A 22,739-nucleotide genomic window follows, 5' to 3' on the forward strand; every position below is an offset into this window, starting at 1 on the left:
ATTAGCACAGCTTTTTCTCAAGTATAGCCTCTTCATATAATTTCTCATACATAGGCACAATTTTCTTCGTATCATAAACCATTGCAGCTTCTATTGCTTGTTTTTTGAATTTAGCCAAAGTTTCATCTGAAGCTAGAATTTTCAAAGCGTTTTCAGCCATTTCATCTACATTGCCTACATCACTTAAGAAACCACTAACATCATGAATGTTAACTTCGGGTAAACCACCTGTATTACTAGAAATTACAGGAACTCCGCAAGCCATTGCTTCCAAAGCTGCGAGACCAAAACTTTCCTTTTCAGAAGGAAGAATGAACAAATCTGAAAAACAAAGAATTTTATCAACCTCGTTGCTATTTCCTAAAAATAAAACCTTGTCTTCAATTCCTTTTGTTACACATAAACGTTCACAATCTTCGCGTTCAGGACCTTCACCAACAATAATTAGTTTTGCTTTAATTTTTTTCTGAATTCGGTCAAAGACTTCAATAACATCCTTTACGCGTTTTACGCTTCGAAGGTTACTAACGTGGGTAATGATGCGTTCATCTTTTTCGGCCATCAAGTCGCGCTGACAATCGGTAAATGGATTTATTTTTTTCGGAATATCGATAAAGTTTGGAACTACGTGGATTTCCTTTCTAATATCAAAAAGATGAAGTGTATCTTCCTTTAAACTTTTTGAAACGGAAGTCACAACATCGCTATTATTAATGCTGAAAGTAACTGCAGGCTTGTAAAAAGGATGATTTCCTACTAAAGTAATATCTGTTCCGTGAAGTGTTGTTACCATTGGAATGAAGATATTTTCTTCCGCTAGCATTTTCTTCGCCATATAACCTGCGTATGCGTGTGGAATTGCGTAATGCACGTGCAATACTTCAATTTTATGAAGCTTCACCATATCTACCAACTTACTAGAAAGCGCAAGTTCATAAGGTTGAAAGTGAAACAACGGATATTCCGGAACTGAAACTTCGTGAAAGTGAATGTTTTTTGAAAGTAATTCCAGTCTAACAGGTTGTTTATAGGTGATGAAATGTACTTCGTGACCGTTCTCGGCAAGAGACAAACCTAACTCGGTTGCCACTACTCCACTTCCGCCGAAGGTTGGGTAACATACTATTGCTATTTTCATATTTTTTTTATTTGATGCAGGACACAGGACTTAAGGGAAACAGGACAGATTGTTATTTAATCTCTATATTTTTAATTTTATCAAAATCCGTCTAGTTTCCTGTAGCGAAGCGGTCTTGTTTCCCTTCAGCCCCTTTTTAATAATCAATCGCCTCATAGATGGCTTCCTGAATTTTGCTTCGTAAATCGCTTTTTATCAACTTTCGGTTTTCTGGATCGGGAAATGTTCGGTTGGATAAAAATACATAAACAACTTCTTCTTCTGGATCTGCCCATCCAAAAGTTCCTGTGAATCCACTATGTCCAAAACTCGTCATAGAAACACAACCGCAGGTTGGTCCTGATGTTCCGAGTTGTGGTTTGTCAAAACCAACACCTCTTCTTACGTTTTTGTCACAATAAAAGCAAGTGTTAAAAAGATCCAAAATCTCTGGATTAAAGTAGCGTTTACCGCCATAAAAACCTTTCCATAAATACATTTGCATTATTTTGGCAACGTCATTGGAATTACTGAACAATCCCGCATGACCACTCACTCCGCCAAGCATCGCTGCCCCTTGGTCGTTCACATATCCTTGAACTTTCTGTTTTCTAAAAACATCGTCTTGTTCTGTAGGTGGAATGTTGTCTATTGAAAATTTATTTAAAGGATGATACAAAGTATAATTGGCGCCCAGGGATTCGTAAAGATTTTCCTGAACTATGATTTCTAGAGGTTTCCCGAATTTCTGTTCTAAATATTTCTTAAGAATATAATAGGGTAAATCGCTGTATTTATACTCTAACCTTGAATTCAAATCACTTTCACGAATGTCTTTGTATATGGTATCTATATAATCGCGACGCATATATAGATTTTTTGCCACTTCAACGTTAAAATCCTTTCCTGGAATATCTGAATAATATTTAGAAGAAACGCCGGTCTTTGCTTCGTTATAAGTATGTCTGTAAAAAGGAATCCACGCTTTAAACCGCGCATAATGCGAAAGCATTTGCTTTAACGTTACGTCTGCTTTATTGGAGTTTTTATACTCTGGAAGCATTTCAGAAAGTTTTGTGTTTAGACTTAATTCTTTCTTGTCCACCAACTGCATGACTAATGGCAACGCAGCTAAAATTTTGGTCATAGATGCTAGATCATAAATTGTAGTATCTGTGATTGCTATTTTTTTATCATATTCGTTGTAACCAAAATTTTTCTGATAAATAATCTTTCCTTTTCGTGCAACCAATACTTGTGCTCCAGGAAACATACCTTCACGAAGTCCACGATTTACGAGGGAATCAATTTTATTCAGTTTATAGCTGTTAACGCCTACACTTTCGGGAGTTCCGTATTGTAGTCTGCGTAAGGATTTTGTTTGTAAAAAAGTGTTTAGCGGGAAATCTTCACCTAAAGAAACTGGCAGTTTTCCTTTTGCCTCACGTGCTCCAAAAATTAATTGTGCCGAGAGTTGTTGCGAAATTTTACTGTTTTGATAAGACATAATGATGCCTTCAAAATTGGCAGTCGTTTTCAAATCTAGCATTGCATACGGTCTTGCAAAAACATCAAGAATTACAGTATTTGTTCGAGCAATTTCATAAAGCCAAACAAGTTCATTTTGAGAGAATTCAAATTTTTTCCAAGGATTTTCATTGCTCTTATGAAAACCGATAATTACATAGTTGTATTCCTTTAGCTTTTGAATGTAATCATCTAAACTGTTTGCTTTTACCCACTCTACGTTGCCGTATTTCTTCAGTTCATTCAAAAAATCTTCCCCAGAATCATCACCAAAGTTAACATAAGCTATCTTTTTCTTTTGAAGATCTTTTATAGGAAGAATGGCACGGTTGTTTTTTAAAACTGTTAGCGCGTTGTCTATTGCTTCTTCATAAAGTGCATCGTCGTTTACGGAGTTTAAATCCTCAAATAAGTATGGAATTTTTACGGGTTGGTAGTGATTTAAACCAACTTTATATTTTGCATAAAGAATTTTCTTTACAGAATAAGCCAAGCGTTTTTCGGTAATTACTTTTTCATTGTATGAATTTATAAGAAATTCCATCGCCTTTGGAACATCCTCAGAAATCAAAAGCACGTCATTCCCAGCTAAGAAAGCGGCAAGTTCTATTTCTCCTGGTTTTTTGAAGTTTGAAGCGCCTTTCATATTAAGGGCGTCCGTAAAAATTAGGCCGTTAAAGCCCATTTCCTTTTTCAAAAGATCAGTTACTATTTTAGTTGAAAGTGATGACGGATAATTCAATTGCGGTTCCAAAGCGGGAACATTTAGATGCGCAACCATCACACTATTTAAGCCTTGAGATATCAGTTTTTTATAAGGGTATAATTCTAAAGTATCTAACCGCTCTCTTGAAAAATCGACTGTGGGCAAGGTTTTATGGCTATCCGTTTCCGTATCGCCATGCCCGGGAAAATGTTTGGCACTGCCCATAATTCCTGCGCTTTGCATTCCTTTCATAAATGCGAGCGCTTTTTCGGTTACGTTGTCGCGGTCTTCTCCGAAGGAACGGTTTCCGATTATTGGGTTTCTTGGATTCGTATTAATGTCTACAACTGGAGCGAAATTTATATGAACTCCCAAGCGTTTGGATTGTTCACCAATGCGTTTACCTATTTTTTCAACTATTTTATTATCTGTGATTGCTCCTAAAGTCATGTTCCACGGAAAAGCGTATGTGGAATCTAGCCGCATCGCCAATCCCCATTCCGCGTCCATCCCAATCATCAACGGAATTTTTGCAAGCGACTGAAACTCGTTGTTTAGCTTGGCTTGTCGCACTGGTCCACCTTTGGAAAAGATAACTCCGCCAAGGTGATAATTCGTAATTAGGTCTTTTATTTTATCGGTATTAGCCTTTGGGTCGCTTGAAAATATATCGGCCATAAAAAGTTGGCCCATTTTCTCTTCCAAAGTCATATTCTCATAGATGCTATCTACCCATTTCCGTTGGTTTTGAAAATCCTTTTTAAGAATCAAAGGGTTATTTTCCTGTGCAAGCGCCGGGAAGTATATAGATATGAGTATACATGCAAGCAAAAAATTCTTCATAGCAACGGAAAAATAATTAGGATAAAAAACGATTGTGCCAGCTTTCTGTGGCGGGAACTTCCCAATTTTCAAGATATTCAGCTTTCGTATTCACGAGATTGTTAAAGACTACCGTATTTTTTGAAACGGACTTTTCCTTCGCCATTTTTCTAAAATCGGCTAAAGGTTTGTAAGCAATATATTCGCCTGAATAGAACGTAACGTTCATTTTATCAAGCAAATCCACATCAAATTTTTCTTGAAGTGATTGAATAAAATGTACGGAAGCATCAATACTACAGCCAGATGCCGAAGCATTTGCTTGATTGAGCCCGATAACGATAAAGCGGTTGTATTTAATTTCTAACCCAGCTTCAAGTTCGGCACCGTGAGCGGTCCACTTTGTTAAGAAATCGTTTGTGAGTTCAGTAATTTCAGCAACTTCGTCGTCGCTTAACTTTCTATTGGCCTGATATACCCATACTCTAGAGTCATCGGGTAAGTTTTCAAAATCTATCAACATTATCTATAAATCTTCTGCATTTGCAATCATTTCTGCAACGTCCATCACTTGCACGTTGTCTTCTGCGTTTTTAGCTTTTACGCCATCGGTCATCATCACCATACAGAACGGACAACCTGTGGCAATTATTTTAGCCGAAGTTTCCATAGCTTGTTCAGTTCGTAATACATTAATATCTTTATCGCCCGCTTCTGGCTCCTTAAACATCTGTGCTCCACCAGCGCCACAACACATTCCGTGTTTTTTGCTGCGTTTCATTTCAACCAATTCCACTTCAAGTTTTTCAAGAAGATTCCTTGGAGCTTCATATTCGCCGTTTGCTCTTCCTAAATAACAAGGATCGTGGAAAGTGATTTTTTTTCCTTTGAATTTTCCGCCCTCCACTTTCAGTTTCCCTTCATCTAATAAAGATTTTAGGAATTGAGTGTGGTGCATTATTTCATATTTACCTCCAAGTTCAGGATATTCGTTTCCTATTGTATTAAAGCAATGTGGACAAGCGGTTACAATTTTCTTTATTCCGTAACCATTTAGCACTTCAATATTGGTCATAGCCTGCATTTGGAAGAGGAATTCATTTCCTGCTCGTTTTGCGGGATCGCCAGTACAGCTTTCTTCAGTTCCTAAAACTGCGAAATCTATGTTTGCTTTGTGAAGTAATTTTACAAAGGCTTTGGTTATTTTTTTTGCACGGTCGTCAAAACTTCCAGCACAGCCTACCCAAAAGAGAACTTCGGGTTGTTTGCCTTGGGCCATATATTCGGCCATTGTTGGGACTTTTAGTGGTTCATTCATGTTTTTAGTTTCTTGTTCCAAGTTTAAAGTTTCAAGTTCGCGATCTTGGAATTTGGGACTTTAAATTTGGAATTTTATATTTAATCTTCAAATACTTCAATTGTCACTTCTTTTTCTACCAAATCGGTGAATTTTCCTTTGTAGCGGGTTGCTTTCACTAAGTGATTGTCTACCCAATGATAATTGCCGCCACGTGGTTTACCCATCAACATGCTGTGGTATTTAAAGCCATGTTCATCGAGCCAAGCTTCTGTTACTTCGCGATGAGCTTCTGTTCGTGATGTGAAAAAGCAAATGATGTGACCTTCGTCATACCATTTGTTCAATGTTTTCAAAGCATCAGGGAATGGCGCGCAAGTTGCCATTCTTTCAGGTTCTTCGTTGGGGATATCTTCAGTAATGGTTCCGTCAATATCTATTAAGTAGTTTTTTATCCCTTCAGAAAGAATTGGACTCACGTGTTCGCCCTTTTCTACTTTATCGTGCAGCATTTTTTCTACTTCTTGTTTTTTCATGTTTTATTTTTTTGCCACGAATTCACGAATTCCTTCGGAATCGTTACATTTCAATTAATTTTCATCTTTCCAATTCAAACGATCCATTTGATTGTAAGGCCAAGGCGCGCCATTATTTTCAATATTTGTCATTGCAACGTTCAATTCTGTTGGAGCGGCCGACTGTTCCATTACTAAATATTGACGCATATCCATAATAATACTCAATGGGTCAATACTTACGGGACAGGCTTCTACACAAGCGTTGCAAGTGGTGCAAGCCCAAAGCTCTTCGCGTGTTATATAATCATCGAGCAACTGTTTTCCGTCTGGTTTGAATTCGCCATGTTTGTCAATGTTCTTGCCTATTTCCTCAAGACGATCGCGAGTATCCATCATTATCTTTCTTGGCGAGAGTTTTTTACCTGTATTATTTGCTGGACATTCGTCCGTACAACGCCCGCATTCTGTACACGTATATGCGTTTAGAAGTTGAATTCTACTTAGATCCATCACATCACTTGCTCCAAATTTTGCCGGAGCTTCGATTGCTCCTTCTGCAGATGCTGCAAAAGGATCTACGTTCGGATCCATCATCATTTTCACTTCTTTGGTAACAGATTCTAGGTTTTTGAATTTTCCTTTAGGCGTAACTTTTCCGAAGTAAACATTTGGGAACGCCAACATAATATGAAGGTGTTTTGAAAAATATAGGTAGTTAAGAAATATTAATATTCCTGTAATATGAAGCCACCAAGCGGTTCGTTCTATTGTATGAACGGTCCCTTCCGAAGCACCGCTAAACCAACCAGCGATATATTGAGAAATTACATTACCGTTATTCATTTCTTGAAAGTGAATATCAGTTGCATTCATTAATAGAAAAAGCGCCATTAAAACCATTTCAAAGTATAGAATGAAATTTCCATCATTTTTGGGCCAACCTTTCATTTCGGGTTTCCAGAAACGTTGCAGTTTTATAATATTTCTTCGCAACCAAAAAATAGTTACTGAAACAAATACCAAAAGCGCTAGTATTTCAAAGGAACCTATCAGGAATCCATAAAGACTTCCTATTGAAGAAAAGATGCGATGTGTGCCAAAAATACCGTCAATGATAATTTCTAGAACTTCTATATTTATAATTATAAATCCTAAATAAACAATTATATGAAGAATACCAGCAACAGGTCTAACAACCATTTTTGATTGCCCAAGAGCTATGCGAAAAACGTTGCCCCATCTTTCACTTGTGTGATTTGAAGCATCTACTTTTTGTCCCAACTTAATGTTGCGAATTACTTTACGGATGTTAAAGGTAAAATAGCCTACACCCGCCAAAAGGACGATGCTGAAGAGTATGTTAGGAAGGTACTGCATGGTTTGGTTTATTCTTCTGGATTGTCTGGCGTTTCGTAATCTTTATTCTTTTTTCCGAAAACCGAAATATGAACGTAACGTTTTGGATTGAGTTTTACGTCTTGTAGAAGTTGTTCCAATTGTCTTGAAGCGCCTTCTAAATTTTCGTAAAGTTTATCGTCTTTTAAAAGTTTTCCGATAGAACCATCTCCATTATCTACGCCAGATACAATTTTATCCATTTTATCCACCACACTTTGAAGATCTGTTACCAGTTTTCCTGTTTCCAGTTGCGCTAAAGAATCTGTTAGCTTGGAAAGATTGTTTGCGGTTTTATCCAGATTGCTAAAAGTATTGTCCAACTTTCCTGTGTTGTTAGAAAGTATATAATTCAAATTTTCAGAAACTCCTGAGAAAGAATTTAATGTATTATTCAGGTTTTCGATAGCTTCTTTTAGGTTTTTTCTTGTTTTTTCATCCACAATGGCATTTACATTTAATAATAGCGTATCTACCGTAGCTAAAGTATTGTTCACTTTTTTCTCTAAGGGGCCAAGTGCTTTAGAAACGGCAGTTAACATTCCGTCTTCCACGTCACCACGAAGGGTGTCGCCGCTTTTGGCTATATTATTTGCATCGTATTCTGGGAAGATTCCTAAATTTTTTCCACCAAGTAGTCCTGAGCTATAAATTCTAACAATACTGTTTTTTGAAAAGTCGAAGTCTTTTTCAACAGTAAACTTCACAACCAATCCACCTTTTGAATTGGCGAAAGAAATATTCTGCACCTTCCCCACTGTTAGACCGTTGATAGTAACTGGAGCTGCTTGCGCCAGACCTTCAACGTTGTCATATTTTACAAAAAATTCACGATTTTTATCGAGTAGATTAGTGCCTTTTAAAAAACTATAGCCAAATATTAATAATAATATGGCGCCAATGGCAAGAATTCCGGTTTTTACTTCTCTGGATAGCCTCAAGTGTGTGATTTTAGATTTTGAACAAATTTAAGTGATAAATATAAAGAAAGCACACTAATTTGCTTTCGACTTTAACACTTCTGGAACATTTACTTTTTTACCTTTTTTAAATGCCACAATGTATGCAGACTGATATCCTTTTTGTTGCACAAAGGTTTTCATTAACTGAATTTTGTTATAGTCAGAGGTTTCGCCATAGTAATATTTGAAAAGTCCATCTTCCTTATCGCGGCTTACGTCTTTGATTCCCTTGAAGTTACTTGGTTTTGGGTCTAGCTTTCTGCTACTGGCGGCCAATTGGACTTTGAAGGTTATTCCTTCATAAATATTTTCCACTGTATTTTCTATGGCCTTTTCTACTTTTTCATTAGTAATAACTGGGTTTTTGAAGTCTTCAGTAGCCAAAGTAATCTGCTTTTTATATAAAAGAATTCCATTTGTAATTTCTTTGGCCAATTCGCTCCTCCCACCAGAAGAATTAACATAGGGTCCTTCAGTATTGTTTGTTAAAAACCCTAACTCCACCAACACACTAGGCATATAGGAACTATGTAATACCCAAAAAGGAGCCGATCGAACACTTCGGTCCTTCCTTTTAAGATTATTAACTATGTTATTTTGAATAAGCCCCGCCAACATAATACTCTGGTCTAAATATTCTTCTTGCATTAATGAAAAACCTATAAATGATTGTGGTGAATTTGGATCAAAACCTGCATATTTTTCGTGGTAATTATCTTCTAGATAGATTACTTCATTCTCTTTCTTTGCAGTTTCAAAATTCTTTCCAGATTTGTCAACTCCCATCACAAAAGTCCCAATTCCCTGTGCTTGTGAGTTGTGCGAATCGCAATGTATAGACACAAATATGTCTGCATCTACTTCATTTGCAATTGGTCCTCTTCTGTATAAATCTATAAAAACGTCAGTTTTACGAGTGTAAACAACTTTTACGTTGTCTTGTGCTTCTAAAAGTTTCCCAACTTGCAAAGTAACATCAAGAACAATGTCTTTTTCATAAAAGCCGTTACCTCTATTGCCTGAATCCTTGCCACCGTGACCAGCATCAAGAACAACAATGAATGGTTTATTGTTTTTTTGCGCTGTAGAAGTATTAAAAGAGAATAAAAAAATACTTAGTATTAATACGAAAGAAGAAATTATTTTCGTTTTCATAAACATTTTAACGATTGATTTTATTGATTATTATTTTTAAAAATGACGGTTTGAATCACGACCGCTTCGCTGCACGACTCACGACAGATTGGTCTTAGTATTAAATTTATAGTTAGAAAAATGAACTATTTTTTTTGTCATGGGTCATTTAAGTTGTGGTTCGTGTTTCATTTTTAATCGTGGTTCGTGTTCCTAGTCAGTGAAAACTTCTTTTTTCCAAAAAGTTCATATAAAAAAACGTACCCGAAAAAATATGTTTATTTTTGAACGTTTCAAATACTGAGCCAAAACTACAAAATAATAGCATCAGCACATTGCGAACCAATAGGCATTACTTAACAATCTTCTTAACATTCCTGCTTTTTTGCAGCGCAGTTTCGCATTCTCAAGACATTCCGCCAAAGAATGAAGCTAACATTCCCAAAACCAGCAAAGAAGACACTCTTACGGTAAACTTAAAACCTATTGTTGATGAAATGAACGAGCAGGCTCAAGATACCGTGAAGACCGATTCCATAAAGCCTCCAAAGGAAACTTTGACTGATGTTGTAGATTATTATGGCGAAGATTATGTGCTTTTAAATAGAAAGGAGAACAGAGTATATATGTACAACAAAGCCTACATTATCTACGGAGATATGCGGATTGATGCAGGTTTGATAATTCTGGACTATAACAAAAACGAAGTTTACGCCAAAGGAATAGACAGCGGAGGCGTTTACAGCCAACGACCAATTTTTGTGCAAGGAGCTAATAGAGTTGAACCGGACTCCATTAGATATAATTTTAATTCTGAAAAAGCACTCGTTTATAACAGCAGAACGGAACAAAACGGCTTTAACGTAATTGCAGAAGTAACCAAAAAAGTGAACGATTCCGTAGTTTATCTTCGGAATGTGAAGTTCACCACTTCAAAAAACATTGACGATCCTGAATATTATTTCTACACCCGAAAGGCGAAGTTTGTTCCGAAGAAAAAAATTGTTACAGGACTTACCAATATGTATATAGCCGATGTGCCAACGCCCATAGGTCTGCCGTTTGCGTATTTTCCCTTGACGGAAGACCGTACTTCTGGTTTCATAATTCCTTCTTTTGGGGAAAATAATAGTCGTGGTTTTTTCTTTCAAAACGGTGGGTATTACTTCGCGATTAATGATTATCTGGATTTTAGTTTGCTGGGCGATTATTACACCAACGGAAGCTATGCACTACGCGGCGAGTCTTCCTATAAATTGAAATATAAATACACTGGAAGTGTAAGCGCCCGTTATGAAAAACTCGTACAAGAAGAACGTGGTTTCCCTGGTTTTGACGAAAGAGCCAATTATAACATCCGCTGGTCGCACAATCAGGATGCCAAAAGCAATCCGAGTTCGCGTTTTTCAGCTTCGGTGAATTTGGGCAGTAGTCAATATTTTAGGGAATCTATCAACCAAGTCAATAATGCCAGTGCTTTGGTTAATAATTTAAGTTCCAATATTTCGTATGCAAAAAGTTTTGAAGGCGATCCACAGGTAAATTTCACACTTGCGGCCACACAAACTTTAAACACGCAAACGCAGGAAATTTCTATGTCGCTACCAAATTTGAACGCTAGTGTTTCGAGGATATATCCCTTTGCTCCTAAGGACGGTGCCAAGAAAGGGATTATTCAAAATATAAATTTTCAGTATGACCTTTCTGCAGAAAATAGAATTAACACTGCCGATTCGCTTTTCTTCAAAAAAGAAATGTTTAACACTGCTCAAATCGGTGCGCAACACAGCATCCCACTTACCACAAACTTTAAAATTTTTAAATTTTTAAGTGCTTCTGCAGGAACCACATATAGAGAAACTTGGCTTTTGAAAACAACCCGCCAACGTTATGACAAAAATGCTTTTGACGGCGAGGGAGGAATTGTAAGAGATACCGTTTCAGGTTTTGAGAGTTACCGAACTTATAACTTCCAAACTAGTTTGGGAACTACGCTTTATGGACTTTTTAACTTCGGAAAAGATAAAAAAATTCAAGCCATTCGTCACGTTGCCAGACCTTCCATCAGTTATAACATAAATCCATCTTTTGATAGGTATTATGACGAATTTATTGTGCCCAGAACCGCGGAGGAGACTGCGGACAGAACCGTGCAATATTCAAGATTTGAAAATACACTCTACGGACCTCCTGGCAAAACATACTCCAGCAACATTGGTCTGTCGCTAAGCAATACGTTTGAAGCTAAAGTGCGTGATCGTGATACCCTTGCCAAAGAACCAAAAAAGGTGATTTTGTTGAATAACCTAAACTTTTCAACTGCATATAATCTTGCTGGAGATTCTTTACAATGGAGTCCATTGCGTTTCACAGGGAGCATTCCTATTGTGAAGAGACTAGATTTCAACTTTAGTGGAACTATGGATCCGTATGCTTTGGACAACAACAATAATAAGATAGATGTTTTCAATATTAATAACGGTGGAAGTCTTTTTAGGCTTACCAATGCCAATGTGAGCGTTAATTATTCCTTTAGCAGCAAAGATTTTGAAGGAGGAAAAAAAGATGTAGACAAGATAGAAAACGAAACCTTTAGAAATGGCGGGCGACCTGATGATCTTTTTGGGGAAGCTACCAATATTTATGACGGTCAGATTTATAATAATGATAGCGCGGAAGAGGACGAGGACAAAACCAATGTGGAATGGTACAATTATAAAATTCCGTGGGATGTTCGTTTTGCATATACCGTGACTTATGGAAATATGCGGCGAGAAAACGAAATTTCCAGTCAATCCTTCATGGTAAGCACCAATATGGAACTGGCACCACGTTGGACGGTTGGTGTTTCATCAGGTTACGATTTTAAGAATAATGGAGTTACTTTAACGCAGTTCCGTTTCCAGCGTGATTTGGAAAGCTGGCAGATGAGTTTTAACTGGACGCCAATTGGCAGTATCAACACGGCTTGGTATTTCTTTATAGGAATAAAATCTTCTATGCTTAGTGATATTAAATATGATAAGCGTCGAGAGAATGATAAGAGGTTGTAGTATAAATTCCAAAAATCAAGCTCCAAATTTCAAATAAATTCCAAAATTTCAAAAACAAAAACTTTAACTCCTAAACTAATCAACTTCTCAACTTCTCAACTCATAAACTTTAAAAAATGAAAACAATAATCACCACTCCAAACGCCCCCGCTCCTATTGGACCATACAATCAGGCTATTCTTAATGGAAATATGCTTTACACTTCTGGGCAAATAGCCATTGACCCTAAAACAGGCAACTTGGTTTTGGATGATATTAAAACCGAAACCAAGCTAGTTATGGAAAACCTTAAATCAATCCTTACCGAGGCTGGAATGACGTTTGAAAATGTTTTGAAAACTAGCATCTTCATTAGCGATATGCACAACTTTGCAGCAATAAATGAAGTGTATGCAACTTACTTTAATGAAGCCACTGCCCCAGCTCGCGAGACTGTAGAAGTTGCAAATCTGCCTAAGTTCGTGAATGTGGAGATCTCTGTAATAGCTTCGCTTTAGCAAGTATTACACGTTTTTCTAGTATTCATAAAAAATACTTCAACCATAAATATTTCACTTTATGGGTTAAATTACTTTTGAATAATTCTAAAATGATTGCATTAAGAAACGTTTAATTAATAGCATAGCTTCCGTATTCCAATAAAAACAAAAACCATTACGGTATAACCTAAAATGAAAGGCAGAATAAGTGCTTTAAGACCTGAAACTAGCATAATAGCAATCAAGAGTAGTTGGAAACCCAAACCAAAGGTAGAAACACTTGTCATTAACCAATTTGGCAACGTTTTTCCTTTAGCCGCATTACTATCCAAAGTGTAAATTATTTTATCGAAAGCACCGTAAAGAAGCTTATACAACCCAAAAAGAATAGTTACATGCTTTTGCTTTTCACCTTCCATGGCTTTCGGAGTTTTGTTTTCAAACACGCGGCTCGTTGTGTCGCCATCAAATTTGTTCCTTAGAATAACATAGTAGTAATTGTAAAGCGTGCCCTGTAACTGCATACCTAGAAATGCGAAAAGACATAGCCAAATACTAATGTCGCCACCATACCATATTGCTATAAATATGAGTGCGTTTAATAAAATGTCTGCCACAGAATCCAAATAACGCCCGGTGAAGGATGGTGTTTTTTTTACGCGCGCTAATTCACCATCTGCGGCATCCAAAATAGATTTTAAAATTAAAAAGAAAGCGGCTAGCCAATACTGTTCTTGAACAATACAATAAATAGCTATGAGACCAGCAATTATGAAACCAATCGTTACATGAATTGGTGTGGCTTTAGTATTCTTTAAAGCGTTTGCGATGATTCTGGCTATTGGTCTTCCATAGTCTGAAAGATCTAAAAATTTATGCGCTTTTGGTAGTTTGGACATGCAATATCATAGCAAGGTTGTTTTGGAATATACCTAAGAAAGCCGCAAAGATATAACTAATGGATATTTTAGGAATTGGTTTGTGGAAGTAATTAATTTAACCATCGCTGATGTGTCGTTTAATATATATTTTGAGATATATCCTTTATGGAAATAAGTGCAGAGATTGGGTTAAATTCAAAAGAAACCGAAAATTCAAAACAGATACCCTATTTTTACAAATGACTCAAGCACCAAAAACAATATGCAGATTAAGAAATATAGACATTGGATTATTATTTACGCAGTATTGGCTGTATTGCTAATCTCCATACATTATTTGTTGGACTTAAATATATTCGACTCTTGGGATGAATATATTCCTTTAATGAAAAAGTTGAGCCTAAGCCTATTTTTGATTGCATTAATCTTTCTGGTAAGCACTATAGTTGGTAGGATTGTAAATTCGCAAAATCAGATTGAGGGAGAAAAGTATAACCTATTACGAATTATCAGATTTTTGGCTATGGTTTGTAGCCTCATTGTGGTTATTTCTTTTTTGTTTCAAAGTTTATATGGCGCGGCTTTAAGTTTTGGATTAATTTCCTTGGTTGTGGGTTTTGCGCTGCAGGCTCCAATTACTTCTTTTATCGCTTGGGTGTATTTAGTTTTTCGAAGATCGTATCTTGTTGGTGATCGTATTCAAATAAAAGGATTTCGAGGTGATGTTGTAGAAATAAGTTATCTAGACACTTCCATTTGGGAATGTAGCGGTGATTATCTAGGCAATGACAGAAGAAGTGGCAGAATAATAAGATTTCCCAATAGCTTGATTTTAAGAGAAGAAGTTATTAATTATTCTGGCCCTGAAGTACCCTTTATATGGAATGAAACGCAGATTCAAGTTGCATATACCAGCGATTTACAATTTGTAGAAGAATGTTTGTTAGAAGCAGCCGTTAGGGACTTTAAGGAACAGCATGCAAATCTTGCAGACCAAGAGCTAGAGGAATGGGAACCAGCTGTTTATTTTAGAATAAACACTTTTGCCTGGATGGAAGCCGTAGTTTCTTATCCTGTTGAACCAAAAGATACTACGGGTCGCAGAAACCGAATCTTAAGATATGCTTTGCCTTTGCTAAACGCAGCGCCAGAAAAGGTTAAATTCCCGGAAGGTTCAATGCGTTAAATTTTTATTGTTTTGTAACGCTCAGTGATCCCACACATTGAAATTTTGAATATTCTTGACTGAAAATTCTACGGTGCTCGTTTATAAAACCTGATGTTTTGAAAAAAACAAAGCAGCTATAAAGCTGCTTTGTAATATAGAGGAGTTAAAAAAGAGAAGTCTTTTTAATAAGCATCAATTTTAATGGGTTTTATTTTAGCTTAACCATTCTACGTTTCCGTTTTCTACATTATAAACTGCTCCTACTATTTTTATTTCGTCGTTATCTTCCATTTCTTTAAGGATAGGGCTGTTTTTTCTGATATCGTTAATAGTATTATGCACATTCCTTTCGCAAACCATAGCCACAAAGTCACTGTTCACGGAAGTCTTTTCACCGTCATAATCTACCAGTGCAACTGCTGGTTTTATTTTTTGAAGCATCGCTGTTATATTACCAAGTTTAACATCATCTACAGCAGCCCTGATGCCGCCACAACTTTGATGACCCAGTACCACAACAACTTTTGCACCAGAAACTTTACAGGCAAATTCCATACTTCCAAGAATATCTACATTAGAAAAATTACAAGCAACCCGGGCTACAAACAGATCACCTATACCTCTATCGAATACTTTTTCTACCGGAACTCTACTGTCAAGGCAAGATAGGATTACAGCCTCAGGATACTGTCCTCCAGCAGTATTTATTACTTGCTTTGATTTGTTTCTTGGCGTTAACTCATTGTTCACAAATCTTGTGTTTCCTTCTTTAAGAGACTGTAATACTCCATCTGGCGTTAGTTCGTCTTGCATTTCTTTAGTCATAACCTCTCCTCCGGTTACTTCGGTTGTTTCTTGGGCCATAACTTCTAGTTCTGCCACATCTTGGTTCTTGTCTGATTTTTGCTCATTCTTGCAGCTGCTAAAGGCAACAAGGGCAATTGCAATTGCTGAAATTTTAATTATTTTGTACATAATTGGTTGATTTTAAAGGTTTAATTTATCGTTTTAGTTTTGATTTTTATTATTTGCTTCTCTTTGAAACTGTGCGTATTGTTTATTTTTGATATTCCCTTATTGCAATATGGCAGGCATCTCTAATACCAAAACCTAGTTCAAAAACACTTTCGTTGCCTGTGGCTGAATCAACTCTAATGAAATTTGATGACATGAGAATGGCTATATCATTGTCTGGATTATATCTTAAAGATGATATATAGCTTAAATGTGCTCCATTATGGCCATAGCCCAAGCCTTCATCAAACACCAAGCCCAAACCATAAACACCATGGCCTCCATCTGCAGGCAACATTTCCTTCATTAACGCTACATTTGAGGCATTGACACCAGCATTTCCTGTTAATAATAACCGCATCCAATTTGTAATATCTTTTGGGGTGGAAACTATATTTCCTTCGGTTACATTTATAGTCATATTATCTTCAGAAGTATCTATTTTATCCTTTCCTCTAATGTATAGATAGGAGTCTATATAAGGAGTTCTCATTTCAACATCGCTACCCTTCCATACGCTATACGTACCCGCTAACCCTAAAGGAATAATAAATCTTTGGTCTATAAATTCACTGTAAGTTTTCCCAGAAATTTCTTCGATTATTTTTCCCAAGATTTTATAACCTGTGTTTGAGTAATAAAAGCCATCACCAGGAACAGTAGTACTTAATTGATGTTCGGCGTTTAGACCAACCAATTCATCAAAAGTAAAAGTGTGTAAATTGTCTTGATCCCGAAATTAGTCTTCATATTTTACTCCTGCGTAGGGAGCGTTTATATTATTTGGCTATCATTGTTTGATATTTCAAAAACACCTGCTCTGTGTTGCAACGGTTGCTTAATGGTTATTTGGTTTCGGTAAGGAATGTTATAGGCCAGTATATTGGGTATATATTCACTTATTAAATCATTTATGTCTAACTCACCATCTTGTTGGAGTAGCATAATTGCGGCGGCAGTAAAAGTTTTAGTTATGCTTGCTATTCTAAAGTGTGAGTCTGGAGTGGGGGCTTAAGCGAAATGTTACTCGAAGCCTGATAAGTGCCCGCTGGGCCAGAAATATAAAGATGAATTCCTCCTTTCTCTATGTCCCATTCGTCATTAAATACAGTATAGACACTATCTGCTACATGTTGAAGTGAAACTTGGAGATCTCTAGAACTATCTCCATCATCATTTTTATTACACGAAATAAAAATGATGCTGACACTAAATGTTAGTAATAATAATATTTTTTTAAAGTTCATAATGTTCAATTCTGATTGTTTTGTATGAATATGATCTAAAGATTTAAAGTGGGTTATAATTAATTAGTGAGTCTCTTTCTATGTTTTAAAAACAACAACATTTAAAAATAGTTTCTCTCTTTTTTTTTAATTTTATCTCACTTTCATTTTTATTGATAATTCAAATACATTAATAAAAATTATTAATTTGATGCATAATTATCAATAATATGCTCAAATAATTTCATATTATTGAAAAATTATCTATTTTTTTGATAAAACAATACGTAGGTCTACGTATTTCTTGATTTATATTTTTTTCGGATGGGTTTAGTGATAGTTTTAGTCTAGCTGGTGTGGACAAATCAAGCAGAAGCCCTTTATGATAAGGTGATTACGTAAATTTTATTATTGAAGTGGAAAAAATATGACTGGAGTTTTCGCATTTTATTCCATGAGTAGATTTTATTTGACAATTTTTTTCAAAAAAGTCAAACTTTAACGATTTTAGAGATGTTAAATTGGTAATTCTAAATTAAAGCAAGCCGTGTTCTGAAGCAAATTTGTAGAGCGCAATGGTATTTCCATCTATTTTGAGTTTTCTAAATATATTGCGACGATGGGTTTGCACGGTAAAACTAGAGAGGAAAAGTTTGCCAGCAATCTCATTAGAGCTATATCCTTTACATACCATTTGTATTACTTCTGCTTCACGTTTGGTAAGGTTGTATTTTTTTAAGAAGTCGTCCATAAAACTAAAATCGTTTAGGTCTTCTTCGGCTTTTACGAAAAAATCAGGGAAAACCTCTTGACCATTTAGCACATCCAAAATACTATTAGCTAAGGTATCCAGATTGTCCGATTTCAAAATGTATCCATTCGCCCCTGCGGTTTTGCATTGTTCCGCAAGTTCCTTTGAAAAGTATGACGTAAGCACCAAAATCTGTAGTTTTAGATTCATGGCACTTATGCCTTCCAATACCTGCAACCCATCTTTACCTGGCATATTTAAGTCTAACAATAACACATCAGCATCTGGCAGAACAGTGGACTGCATTAAAGAGTTGCCGTTCTGATGGGTTTCCATAATGATAAAACAATTGTTTTTTTCTAGCAACTCGGTAATCCCGTTAATGATAAGCGGATGGTCGTCTGCAATTATTACCTTTATTTGAGCTTTGGGGGAAGTGGGGCCTTCGTATGTCAAAATATTTGTTTTTATATAGTTATCGCTAAAATAGTCTGCGCTTAATTGGTTTAATTATCATTATCCTTCTTTTCAATGGGAAGTTCTGCCAAAATAAAAGTGCCTTTGTTGGCGTTGCCGTTAATTTCGATGGTACCATTCAAATATTCAACATTTCTTTTCAGCATTTTTAAACCAATACCGTCTTTTTTTGCATTCGTATCCATTCCTCTTCCATTGTCTTCAATATAAATAGTTACGGATTCTTCCAATTCTACAATCTGCAAAAGTACATGGGTTGCCTGTGCGTGTTTAATAATGTTGTTTATTGCTTCCTGCACAATTCGATAAACGGTCAAGCAAAATTCCTCGCCCCAACTATCTGTATCATCAAGGCCTTCAAATATTTCTTCAACTTTTAGTTTTTGTGAAGTATTTACGGCATTTGCCAAATCGTGAATAGCCGCTTTTAATCCATATTTTTCAAGAGCTACGGGCATTAGGCTATGGCTAATAAGACGAACGCTGTCGCTAATATCCACCAATAGCTTTTGCGTGGTTTCCAGTTTCTGTCCTGCATTGCTTCCCTCATTAAAGACATCTCCCTGAACTTGTTTTAAATTCAATATTGCGATGGAAAGCATAGATCCCGCTTCGTCGTGCAGCTTATTTGCAATTTTCTTACGTTCTTGTTGTTCTGAATCCTTTAAAGACTTTGTTAGATTTAAACGGTGCTGTTGACCCAAATTAGTGATATGGGCCTGATGACGCTCTTTCAACTGCCTTCTGCGCAACCAAAGTGAGAGTGAGATTAATAAGAGTATAAGTACAACGCTTCCACCACCCAAGAGAAGGCGTTGTCTAGCAAGTTGCTCCTCTTCCTTTTGAATTACCATTTCCAAATCCCGCTTTTCCAGGTCATAGGCAGTTTCTGCTTTTAGGGCATTTACCTTTTCGTTTTCAGTAAAAATTGTTTTTTCAAGTTCCAGCTCTTGGGTTTGATAATTGAGTGCTTTTTCAAAGTTTCCTTTCTCTATATATAATTCTTTTAAATAGCCGTAAAGTTCCTTCAAATTTCTGTTGTCTCGACTTTTGCCCTTATATATAGGTTCGGCGGTTAACAGATATTCTTCGGCTTCCTTCCACTTTTCTTGATCCATAGCAGATTTCCCCAAAACGGAGAGCGAATTTGCCGCAGCCAACTCTGCTCCTATCTGTTTCCGCAAATTGTATGCAACTTGCAAGCGTTTGTCAGCTTCTGCATAATTTTTTGTGAGTAAAAGAAAGTTACCATAATTATGGTTTGCAAAGGCAATTCCGCCAGTATCCGAGGCTATTTCAAAATACTGAATCCCTTGTGTGTAAAGAGTATCCACAGCGTCCAATTGTTCTTTTTTAACGTAAACAGTAGCTAGATTAACAAGACTTAATCCTAATGATTTGTAGCTATTGGTCGTCTTGGCCAGCGCAATACTTTTCTTGTAATAAGTAATTGCTTTGTCAGACTCACCACCACTTCGAAATGCAATGCCCAAATTGTTATATACACGCAAAAGCCCCAAAGTATCCTTCATCTTTTCGCAAAGCCTCATAACCTTAAAGTGCACTTCAACTGCCTCATCAAATTTTGAAAGCCGGGAAAGTGTAATTGCATAATTAGTGTACAAAAGCGATAACTGTTTGTCGTCTTTTGCTGTTTCTGAAAATTCAATTGCCTTTTCTATAAGTTCCAAACTTTTCAAATAGTTTCCCTGAGAACCTTCTATAATATTATATCTACTATACAACTCCGCTAAACGATTTGCATCTTGGGGATTGAATTTTTCTTCCAACGAGATTGCCTGCTGTATAAGTTTTTCAGCTTTGTTGAAATTTCCGAAAGTTATAAATTCTCTTCCCAAATTCCCAATCGCTACTGCCCTACCTTTTTTATATGAAATCTTTTCAGCTAATTTTATTGCTATGGAATCATAATGGGAGGCCCGCTTGGGGTCTCCATACATAAAATAAAGGTTTCCATAGGCTATATAACTGTCTGTTTCACCTTTGTTATCTTTGTTTTGGGTGAAAAAAGATAGTGCAGACTCAAGATCTTTAAAACCTTTTTCTCCTTGGTTTTTGCTAAGCAATACCCCGCGTTTTAATTGAAGCTGTGCTTTTTCGGACGGAGATTTTTCATTTTCAATCAGTTGGGAAAGGCTATCAATTTTAGATTGTCCCATACCAACCGTCAATACAGAGCATGCGATTGGTAAAACTAATTTTTTTAGAAGATTGGATAAAAGATCAGAATTTCGAATTGAGGAGTTAATTTGGGTAAAAATCACAGTTAATTTTAGTTCTTTAAATAAATTATTGAGGAATAATAGTTTTTTTAAGAAGATAAATATAGCGAAACCATCATAACACCAAAAACTTAATACTTAAGCGGCAACATAAGTGCTTTGCAAAACTAACCTAAACTACTCTTTGTGAATACAATAGATTTTACAAAAAAAACATAAAATAAATTTTAAAATCTATACTTATAGGTATCTCTGATCCTTTCAATTTCTATAAAGTTGAACGCTATCAATATATGAGTTCATATAAAAAATCCGTTTTGTTAGAGTATAGACTATGTAGTTGAGATAATCCTAAATTAAGTTTACAAGATGCAATCTCTAGTTGTTTCAAGTTGAAGGGAAATCTATATATAGGAGATGATGGTTCAAACTCTTTAAGCCTTTTGAGTTATTATTATAGTGATATGTGTTAAACAGGAATTCTAAGAAATACTACCTTCACAGAACTAACAATTAAAACTAAACAAAATGGGAGACATTTTATGGATTATTGTAGTCTTGCTCGTATTGGGCTGGCTATTCGGTTTTTTTCTATTTCCTGCAATAGGCGGGATTATTCATATTTTACTGGTAATTGCAGTAATAATGATTATTTATAAATTATTGACCGGAAGAAAGGTTTAATCCTTAACCGCTTGATTTTTAAAAAGACTTCTAAATTTATTTTTGGAGGTCTTTTTTATTTTGAAGAGTTTTTTTAGGTGTTTTACCTTCCACTTTCCCCGAAAATCTAGGAAGCGTTATGGAAGTTCGAGTAGTATTTATAAAATAAACACCGGTTAGCAACACTGCTGCTGCGATGATGGATTGGCCAGTAATCTGTTCATTTAAAAAATACCATCCTAAAAATAAAGCGATTATTGGGTTTACGTAAGTTGAAGTTGCAACCTTATCTGGCGAAACGGTTTTTAGTAAAAAATTGAAAGATGTGAAGGCAACAATACTTCCGAAGATTATAAGCAAAACCATACTAAGCTGCACAGGTTGCCCCCAATTAGTTGGCGCAACCCAGTTTTCTCCAAAAAGTAAGCTAGCGACTGCAAGGGTTATACCAGCGGTAAACATTTGGTAACCTGTATTTACGAAGAAATTCTTTGGAAGATCTGCCTTGCCTACAAACAGGCTTCCGTATGCCCAACTGAGCATACAAGCAAAAATCATTATCATTCCTATTAATGTATCATCATTAGTAATAATTTGCTTCTGACCAACAAGTAGAAAAATTCCAACTACCCCTAGTCCTACTCCTACCAATGACATTGGTTTTATTTTTTTCCCCTGTAAAAGCCACATTAAAAACAAAACTACCAACGGTTGTGCCGAAATCTCCAGAGCCGCAAAACCACTATCCACAAATTTAAGCGCCCAAACAATAACGCCATTTCCGAAGGAAAGAAACAGTACTCCAACTATAAAAGCATTTATAAACTGTTTGCGAGTAATGGCAAGACTCTTGCCCATCGCTTTGGAAATAATAAATATCAAAAGTCCAGCGCTGGTAAAACGAATAGAGGCAAGAAAAAACGGTGGCAATTCTGCTACTGCTACTTTGTTGAGCATATAGGTAGAACCCCAAATAACGTAGATGGAGAAAAAAGCGAGAATTATCAATGTAGTGTTCTGAGCTATTTTCATTCAGATAGGTTCGTGATTTTTGAAGCCGTGAAGATAAGTATTTTGACTAGTGCAAATTATTACTGAGTTCGAAAAACCTTTATTATTTCAATTTTAAATAAGTTAGGATTCGTTTAACTTTTTACCACTCTATAGAAATAAAATGGGTTTGCGCTTTTGTTTTTGTTGAAAATTAGGTAGTTAACTAAAATAATATATTGTAAATTAGTAAAAGTTTTTCTCTATCCTCACAATACTTTTAGTCTATTTATTATTGGTTTCTAATAAAATTGAT

Annotated in this window: 18 protein-coding genes and 1 pseudogene; 4 read left to right on the forward strand and 15 right to left on the reverse strand. The window is 36.0% G+C overall.

Features of this window, described 5'->3' with window-relative positions:
• Window position 1: 1 nt before the first annotated feature.
• From bshA to AEQSU_RS13575, 8 genes are all read right to left on the reverse strand, one after another.
• Complete coding sequence (gene bshA / locus AEQSU_RS13540; RefSeq protein WP_014783441.1) at window positions 2–1,138, reverse strand: N-acetyl-alpha-D-glucosaminyl L-malate synthase BshA; 1,137 nt, start codon at window positions 1,136–1,138, stop codon at window positions 2–4.
• 136 nt (window positions 1,139–1,274) lie between these two features.
• Window positions 1,275–4,193: a serine hydrolase domain-containing protein gene (locus AEQSU_RS13545; RefSeq protein WP_014783442.1), complete on the reverse strand. Its 2,919-nt coding sequence runs from the start codon at window positions 4,191–4,193 to the stop codon at window positions 1,275–1,277.
• Between the two features lie 16 nt (window positions 4,194–4,209).
• Window positions 4,210–4,695, reverse strand: coding sequence for a hypothetical protein (locus AEQSU_RS13550; RefSeq protein WP_014783443.1), 486 nt, complete (start codon window positions 4,693–4,695; stop codon window positions 4,210–4,212).
• Between the two features lie 3 nt (window positions 4,696–4,698).
• Entirely contained in the window at window positions 4,699–5,490 is a 792-nt protein-coding gene (locus AEQSU_RS13555; protein WP_014783444.1) for a (Fe-S)-binding protein, read from the reverse strand.
• Between the two features lie 80 nt (window positions 5,491–5,570).
• Complete coding sequence (locus AEQSU_RS13560) at window positions 5,571–6,005, reverse strand: LNS2 domain-containing protein (RefSeq protein WP_014783445.1); 435 nt, start codon at window positions 6,003–6,005, stop codon at window positions 5,571–5,573.
• Between the two features lie 54 nt (window positions 6,006–6,059).
• Window positions 6,060–7,364, reverse strand: a complete 1,305-nt coding sequence (locus AEQSU_RS13565; protein WP_014783446.1) for a 4Fe-4S dicluster domain-containing protein — start codon at window positions 7,362–7,364, stop codon at window positions 6,060–6,062.
• Between the two features lie 8 nt (window positions 7,365–7,372).
• The gene (locus tag AEQSU_RS13570) at window positions 7,373–8,323 is read right to left on the reverse strand and encodes an MlaD family protein (protein ID WP_014783447.1); all 951 of its coding nucleotides are present in this window, start codon (window positions 8,321–8,323) and stop codon (window positions 7,373–7,375) included.
• A gap of 54 nt (window positions 8,324–8,377) precedes the next feature.
• Entirely contained in the window at window positions 8,378–9,499 is a 1,122-nt protein-coding gene (locus AEQSU_RS13575; protein ID WP_014783448.1) for an N-acetylmuramoyl-L-alanine amidase family protein, read from the reverse strand.
• A gap of 263 nt (window positions 9,500–9,762) precedes the next feature.
• Between AEQSU_RS13575 and AEQSU_RS13580 the strand changes: the two genes are divergently transcribed.
• Together AEQSU_RS13580 and AEQSU_RS13585 are read left to right on the forward strand one after the other, a co-directional pair.
• The gene (locus AEQSU_RS13580) at window positions 9,763–12,531 is read left to right on the forward strand and encodes a putative LPS assembly protein LptD (protein WP_014783449.1); all 2,769 of its coding nucleotides are present in this window, start codon (window positions 9,763–9,765) and stop codon (window positions 12,529–12,531) included.
• Window positions 12,532–12,647: 116 nt separating this feature from the next.
• Entirely contained in the window at window positions 12,648–13,028 is a 381-nt protein-coding gene (locus AEQSU_RS13585) for a Rid family detoxifying hydrolase (protein ID WP_014783450.1), read from the forward strand.
• Between the two features lie 116 nt (window positions 13,029–13,144).
• Here the strand turns inward: AEQSU_RS13585 and AEQSU_RS13590 are convergent, their stop codons facing one another.
• Complete coding sequence (locus tag AEQSU_RS13590) at window positions 13,145–13,909, reverse strand: CDP-alcohol phosphatidyltransferase family protein (RefSeq protein WP_014783451.1); 765 nt, start codon at window positions 13,907–13,909, stop codon at window positions 13,145–13,147.
• Window positions 13,910–14,153: 244 nt separating this feature from the next.
• Here AEQSU_RS13590 and AEQSU_RS13595 point away from each other — a divergent pair, with 244 nt between their 5' ends.
• Complete coding sequence (locus AEQSU_RS13595) at window positions 14,154–15,077, forward strand: mechanosensitive ion channel family protein (RefSeq protein WP_014783452.1); 924 nt, start codon at window positions 14,154–14,156, stop codon at window positions 15,075–15,077.
• A gap of 195 nt (window positions 15,078–15,272) precedes the next feature.
• Here the strand turns inward: AEQSU_RS13595 and AEQSU_RS13600 are convergent, their stop codons facing one another.
• The 5 genes and pseudogenes from AEQSU_RS13600 to AEQSU_RS13620 form a co-directional block, all read right to left on the reverse strand.
• Complete coding sequence (locus tag AEQSU_RS13600) at window positions 15,273–16,034, reverse strand: carbonic anhydrase family protein (protein WP_014783453.1); 762 nt, start codon at window positions 16,032–16,034, stop codon at window positions 15,273–15,275.
• Window positions 16,035–16,116: 82 nt separating this feature from the next.
• Entirely contained in the window at window positions 16,117–16,770 is a 654-nt protein-coding gene (locus tag AEQSU_RS13605; RefSeq protein ID WP_042492061.1) for a serine hydrolase domain-containing protein, read from the reverse strand.
• A gap of 77 nt (window positions 16,771–16,847) precedes the next feature.
• Window positions 16,848–17,066: pseudogene (locus tag AEQSU_RS17015) on the reverse strand (serine hydrolase); the annotation flags it as partial.
• Window positions 17,067–17,834: 768 nt separating this feature from the next.
• Window positions 17,835–18,506: a response regulator transcription factor gene (locus AEQSU_RS13615; protein ID WP_014783455.1), complete on the reverse strand. Its 672-nt coding sequence runs from the start codon at window positions 18,504–18,506 to the stop codon at window positions 17,835–17,837.
• A gap of 50 nt (window positions 18,507–18,556) precedes the next feature.
• The gene (locus AEQSU_RS13620; protein ID WP_042492062.1) at window positions 18,557–20,707 is read right to left on the reverse strand and encodes an ATP-binding protein; all 2,151 of its coding nucleotides are present in this window, start codon (window positions 20,705–20,707) and stop codon (window positions 18,557–18,559) included.
• A gap of 591 nt (window positions 20,708–21,298) precedes the next feature.
• Between AEQSU_RS13620 and AEQSU_RS16685 the strand changes: the two genes are divergently transcribed.
• The gene (locus AEQSU_RS16685) at window positions 21,299–21,454 is read left to right on the forward strand and encodes a lmo0937 family membrane protein (RefSeq protein ID WP_014783457.1); all 156 of its coding nucleotides are present in this window, start codon (window positions 21,299–21,301) and stop codon (window positions 21,452–21,454) included.
• 36 nt (window positions 21,455–21,490) lie between these two features.
• On the opposite strand, the gene AEQSU_RS13630 is transcribed toward AEQSU_RS16685, so the two are convergent.
• Window positions 21,491–22,465: an EamA family transporter gene (locus tag AEQSU_RS13630; RefSeq protein ID WP_014783458.1), complete on the reverse strand. Its 975-nt coding sequence runs from the start codon at window positions 22,463–22,465 to the stop codon at window positions 21,491–21,493.
• Window positions 22,466–22,739: the final 274 nt, after the last annotated feature.

It is taken from the genome of Aequorivita sublithincola DSM 14238 (assembly GCF_000265385.1).
GTDB classification, from domain to species: Bacteria; Bacteroidota; Bacteroidia; order Flavobacteriales; family Flavobacteriaceae; genus Aequorivita; species Aequorivita sublithincola.

Excerpts from the sequence above, each read along its gene's own strand:
- AEQSU_RS13595 (WP_014783452.1), top strand. The coding sequence starts at position 14,154 with ATGCAGATTAAGAAATATAGACATTGGATTATTATTTACGCAGTATTG.
- AEQSU_RS13560 (WP_014783445.1), bottom strand. The coding sequence starts at position 6,005 with ATGAAAAAACAAGAAGTAGAAAAAATGCTGCACGATAAAGTAGAAAAG.
- AEQSU_RS16685 (WP_014783457.1), top strand. The coding sequence starts at position 21,299 with ATGGGAGACATTTTATGGATTATTGTAGTCTTGCTCGTATTGGGCTGG.
- AEQSU_RS13630 (WP_014783458.1), bottom strand. The coding sequence starts at position 22,465 with ATGAAAATAGCTCAGAACACTACATTGATAATTCTCGCTTTTTTCTCC.
- AEQSU_RS13590 (WP_014783451.1), bottom strand. The coding sequence starts at position 13,909 with ATGTCCAAACTACCAAAAGCGCATAAATTTTTAGATCTTTCAGACTAT.
- AEQSU_RS13545 (WP_014783442.1), bottom strand. The coding sequence starts at position 4,193 with ATGAAGAATTTTTTGCTTGCATGTATACTCATATCTATATACTTCCCG.
- AEQSU_RS13620 (WP_042492062.1), bottom strand. The coding sequence starts at position 20,707 with ATGGGACAATCTAAAATTGATAGCCTTTCCCAACTGATTGAAAATGAA.
- AEQSU_RS13585 (WP_014783450.1), top strand. The coding sequence starts at position 12,648 with ATGAAAACAATAATCACCACTCCAAACGCCCCCGCTCCTATTGGACCA.
- AEQSU_RS13550 (WP_014783443.1), bottom strand. The coding sequence starts at position 4,695 with ATGTTGATAGATTTTGAAAACTTACCCGATGACTCTAGAGTATGGGTA.
- bshA (WP_014783441.1), bottom strand. The coding sequence starts at position 1,138 with ATGAAAATAGCAATAGTATGTTACCCAACCTTCGGCGGAAGTGGAGTA.
- AEQSU_RS13555 (WP_014783444.1), bottom strand. The coding sequence starts at position 5,490 with ATGAATGAACCACTAAAAGTCCCAACAATGGCCGAATATATGGCCCAA.
- AEQSU_RS13600 (WP_014783453.1), bottom strand. The coding sequence starts at position 16,034 with ATGTACAAAATAATTAAAATTTCAGCAATTGCAATTGCCCTTGTTGCC.
- AEQSU_RS13575 (WP_014783448.1), bottom strand. The coding sequence starts at position 9,499 with ATGAAAACGAAAATAATTTCTTCTTTCGTATTAATACTAAGTATTTTT.
- AEQSU_RS13565 (WP_014783446.1), bottom strand. The coding sequence starts at position 7,364 with ATGCAGTACCTTCCTAACATACTCTTCAGCATCGTCCTTTTGGCGGGT.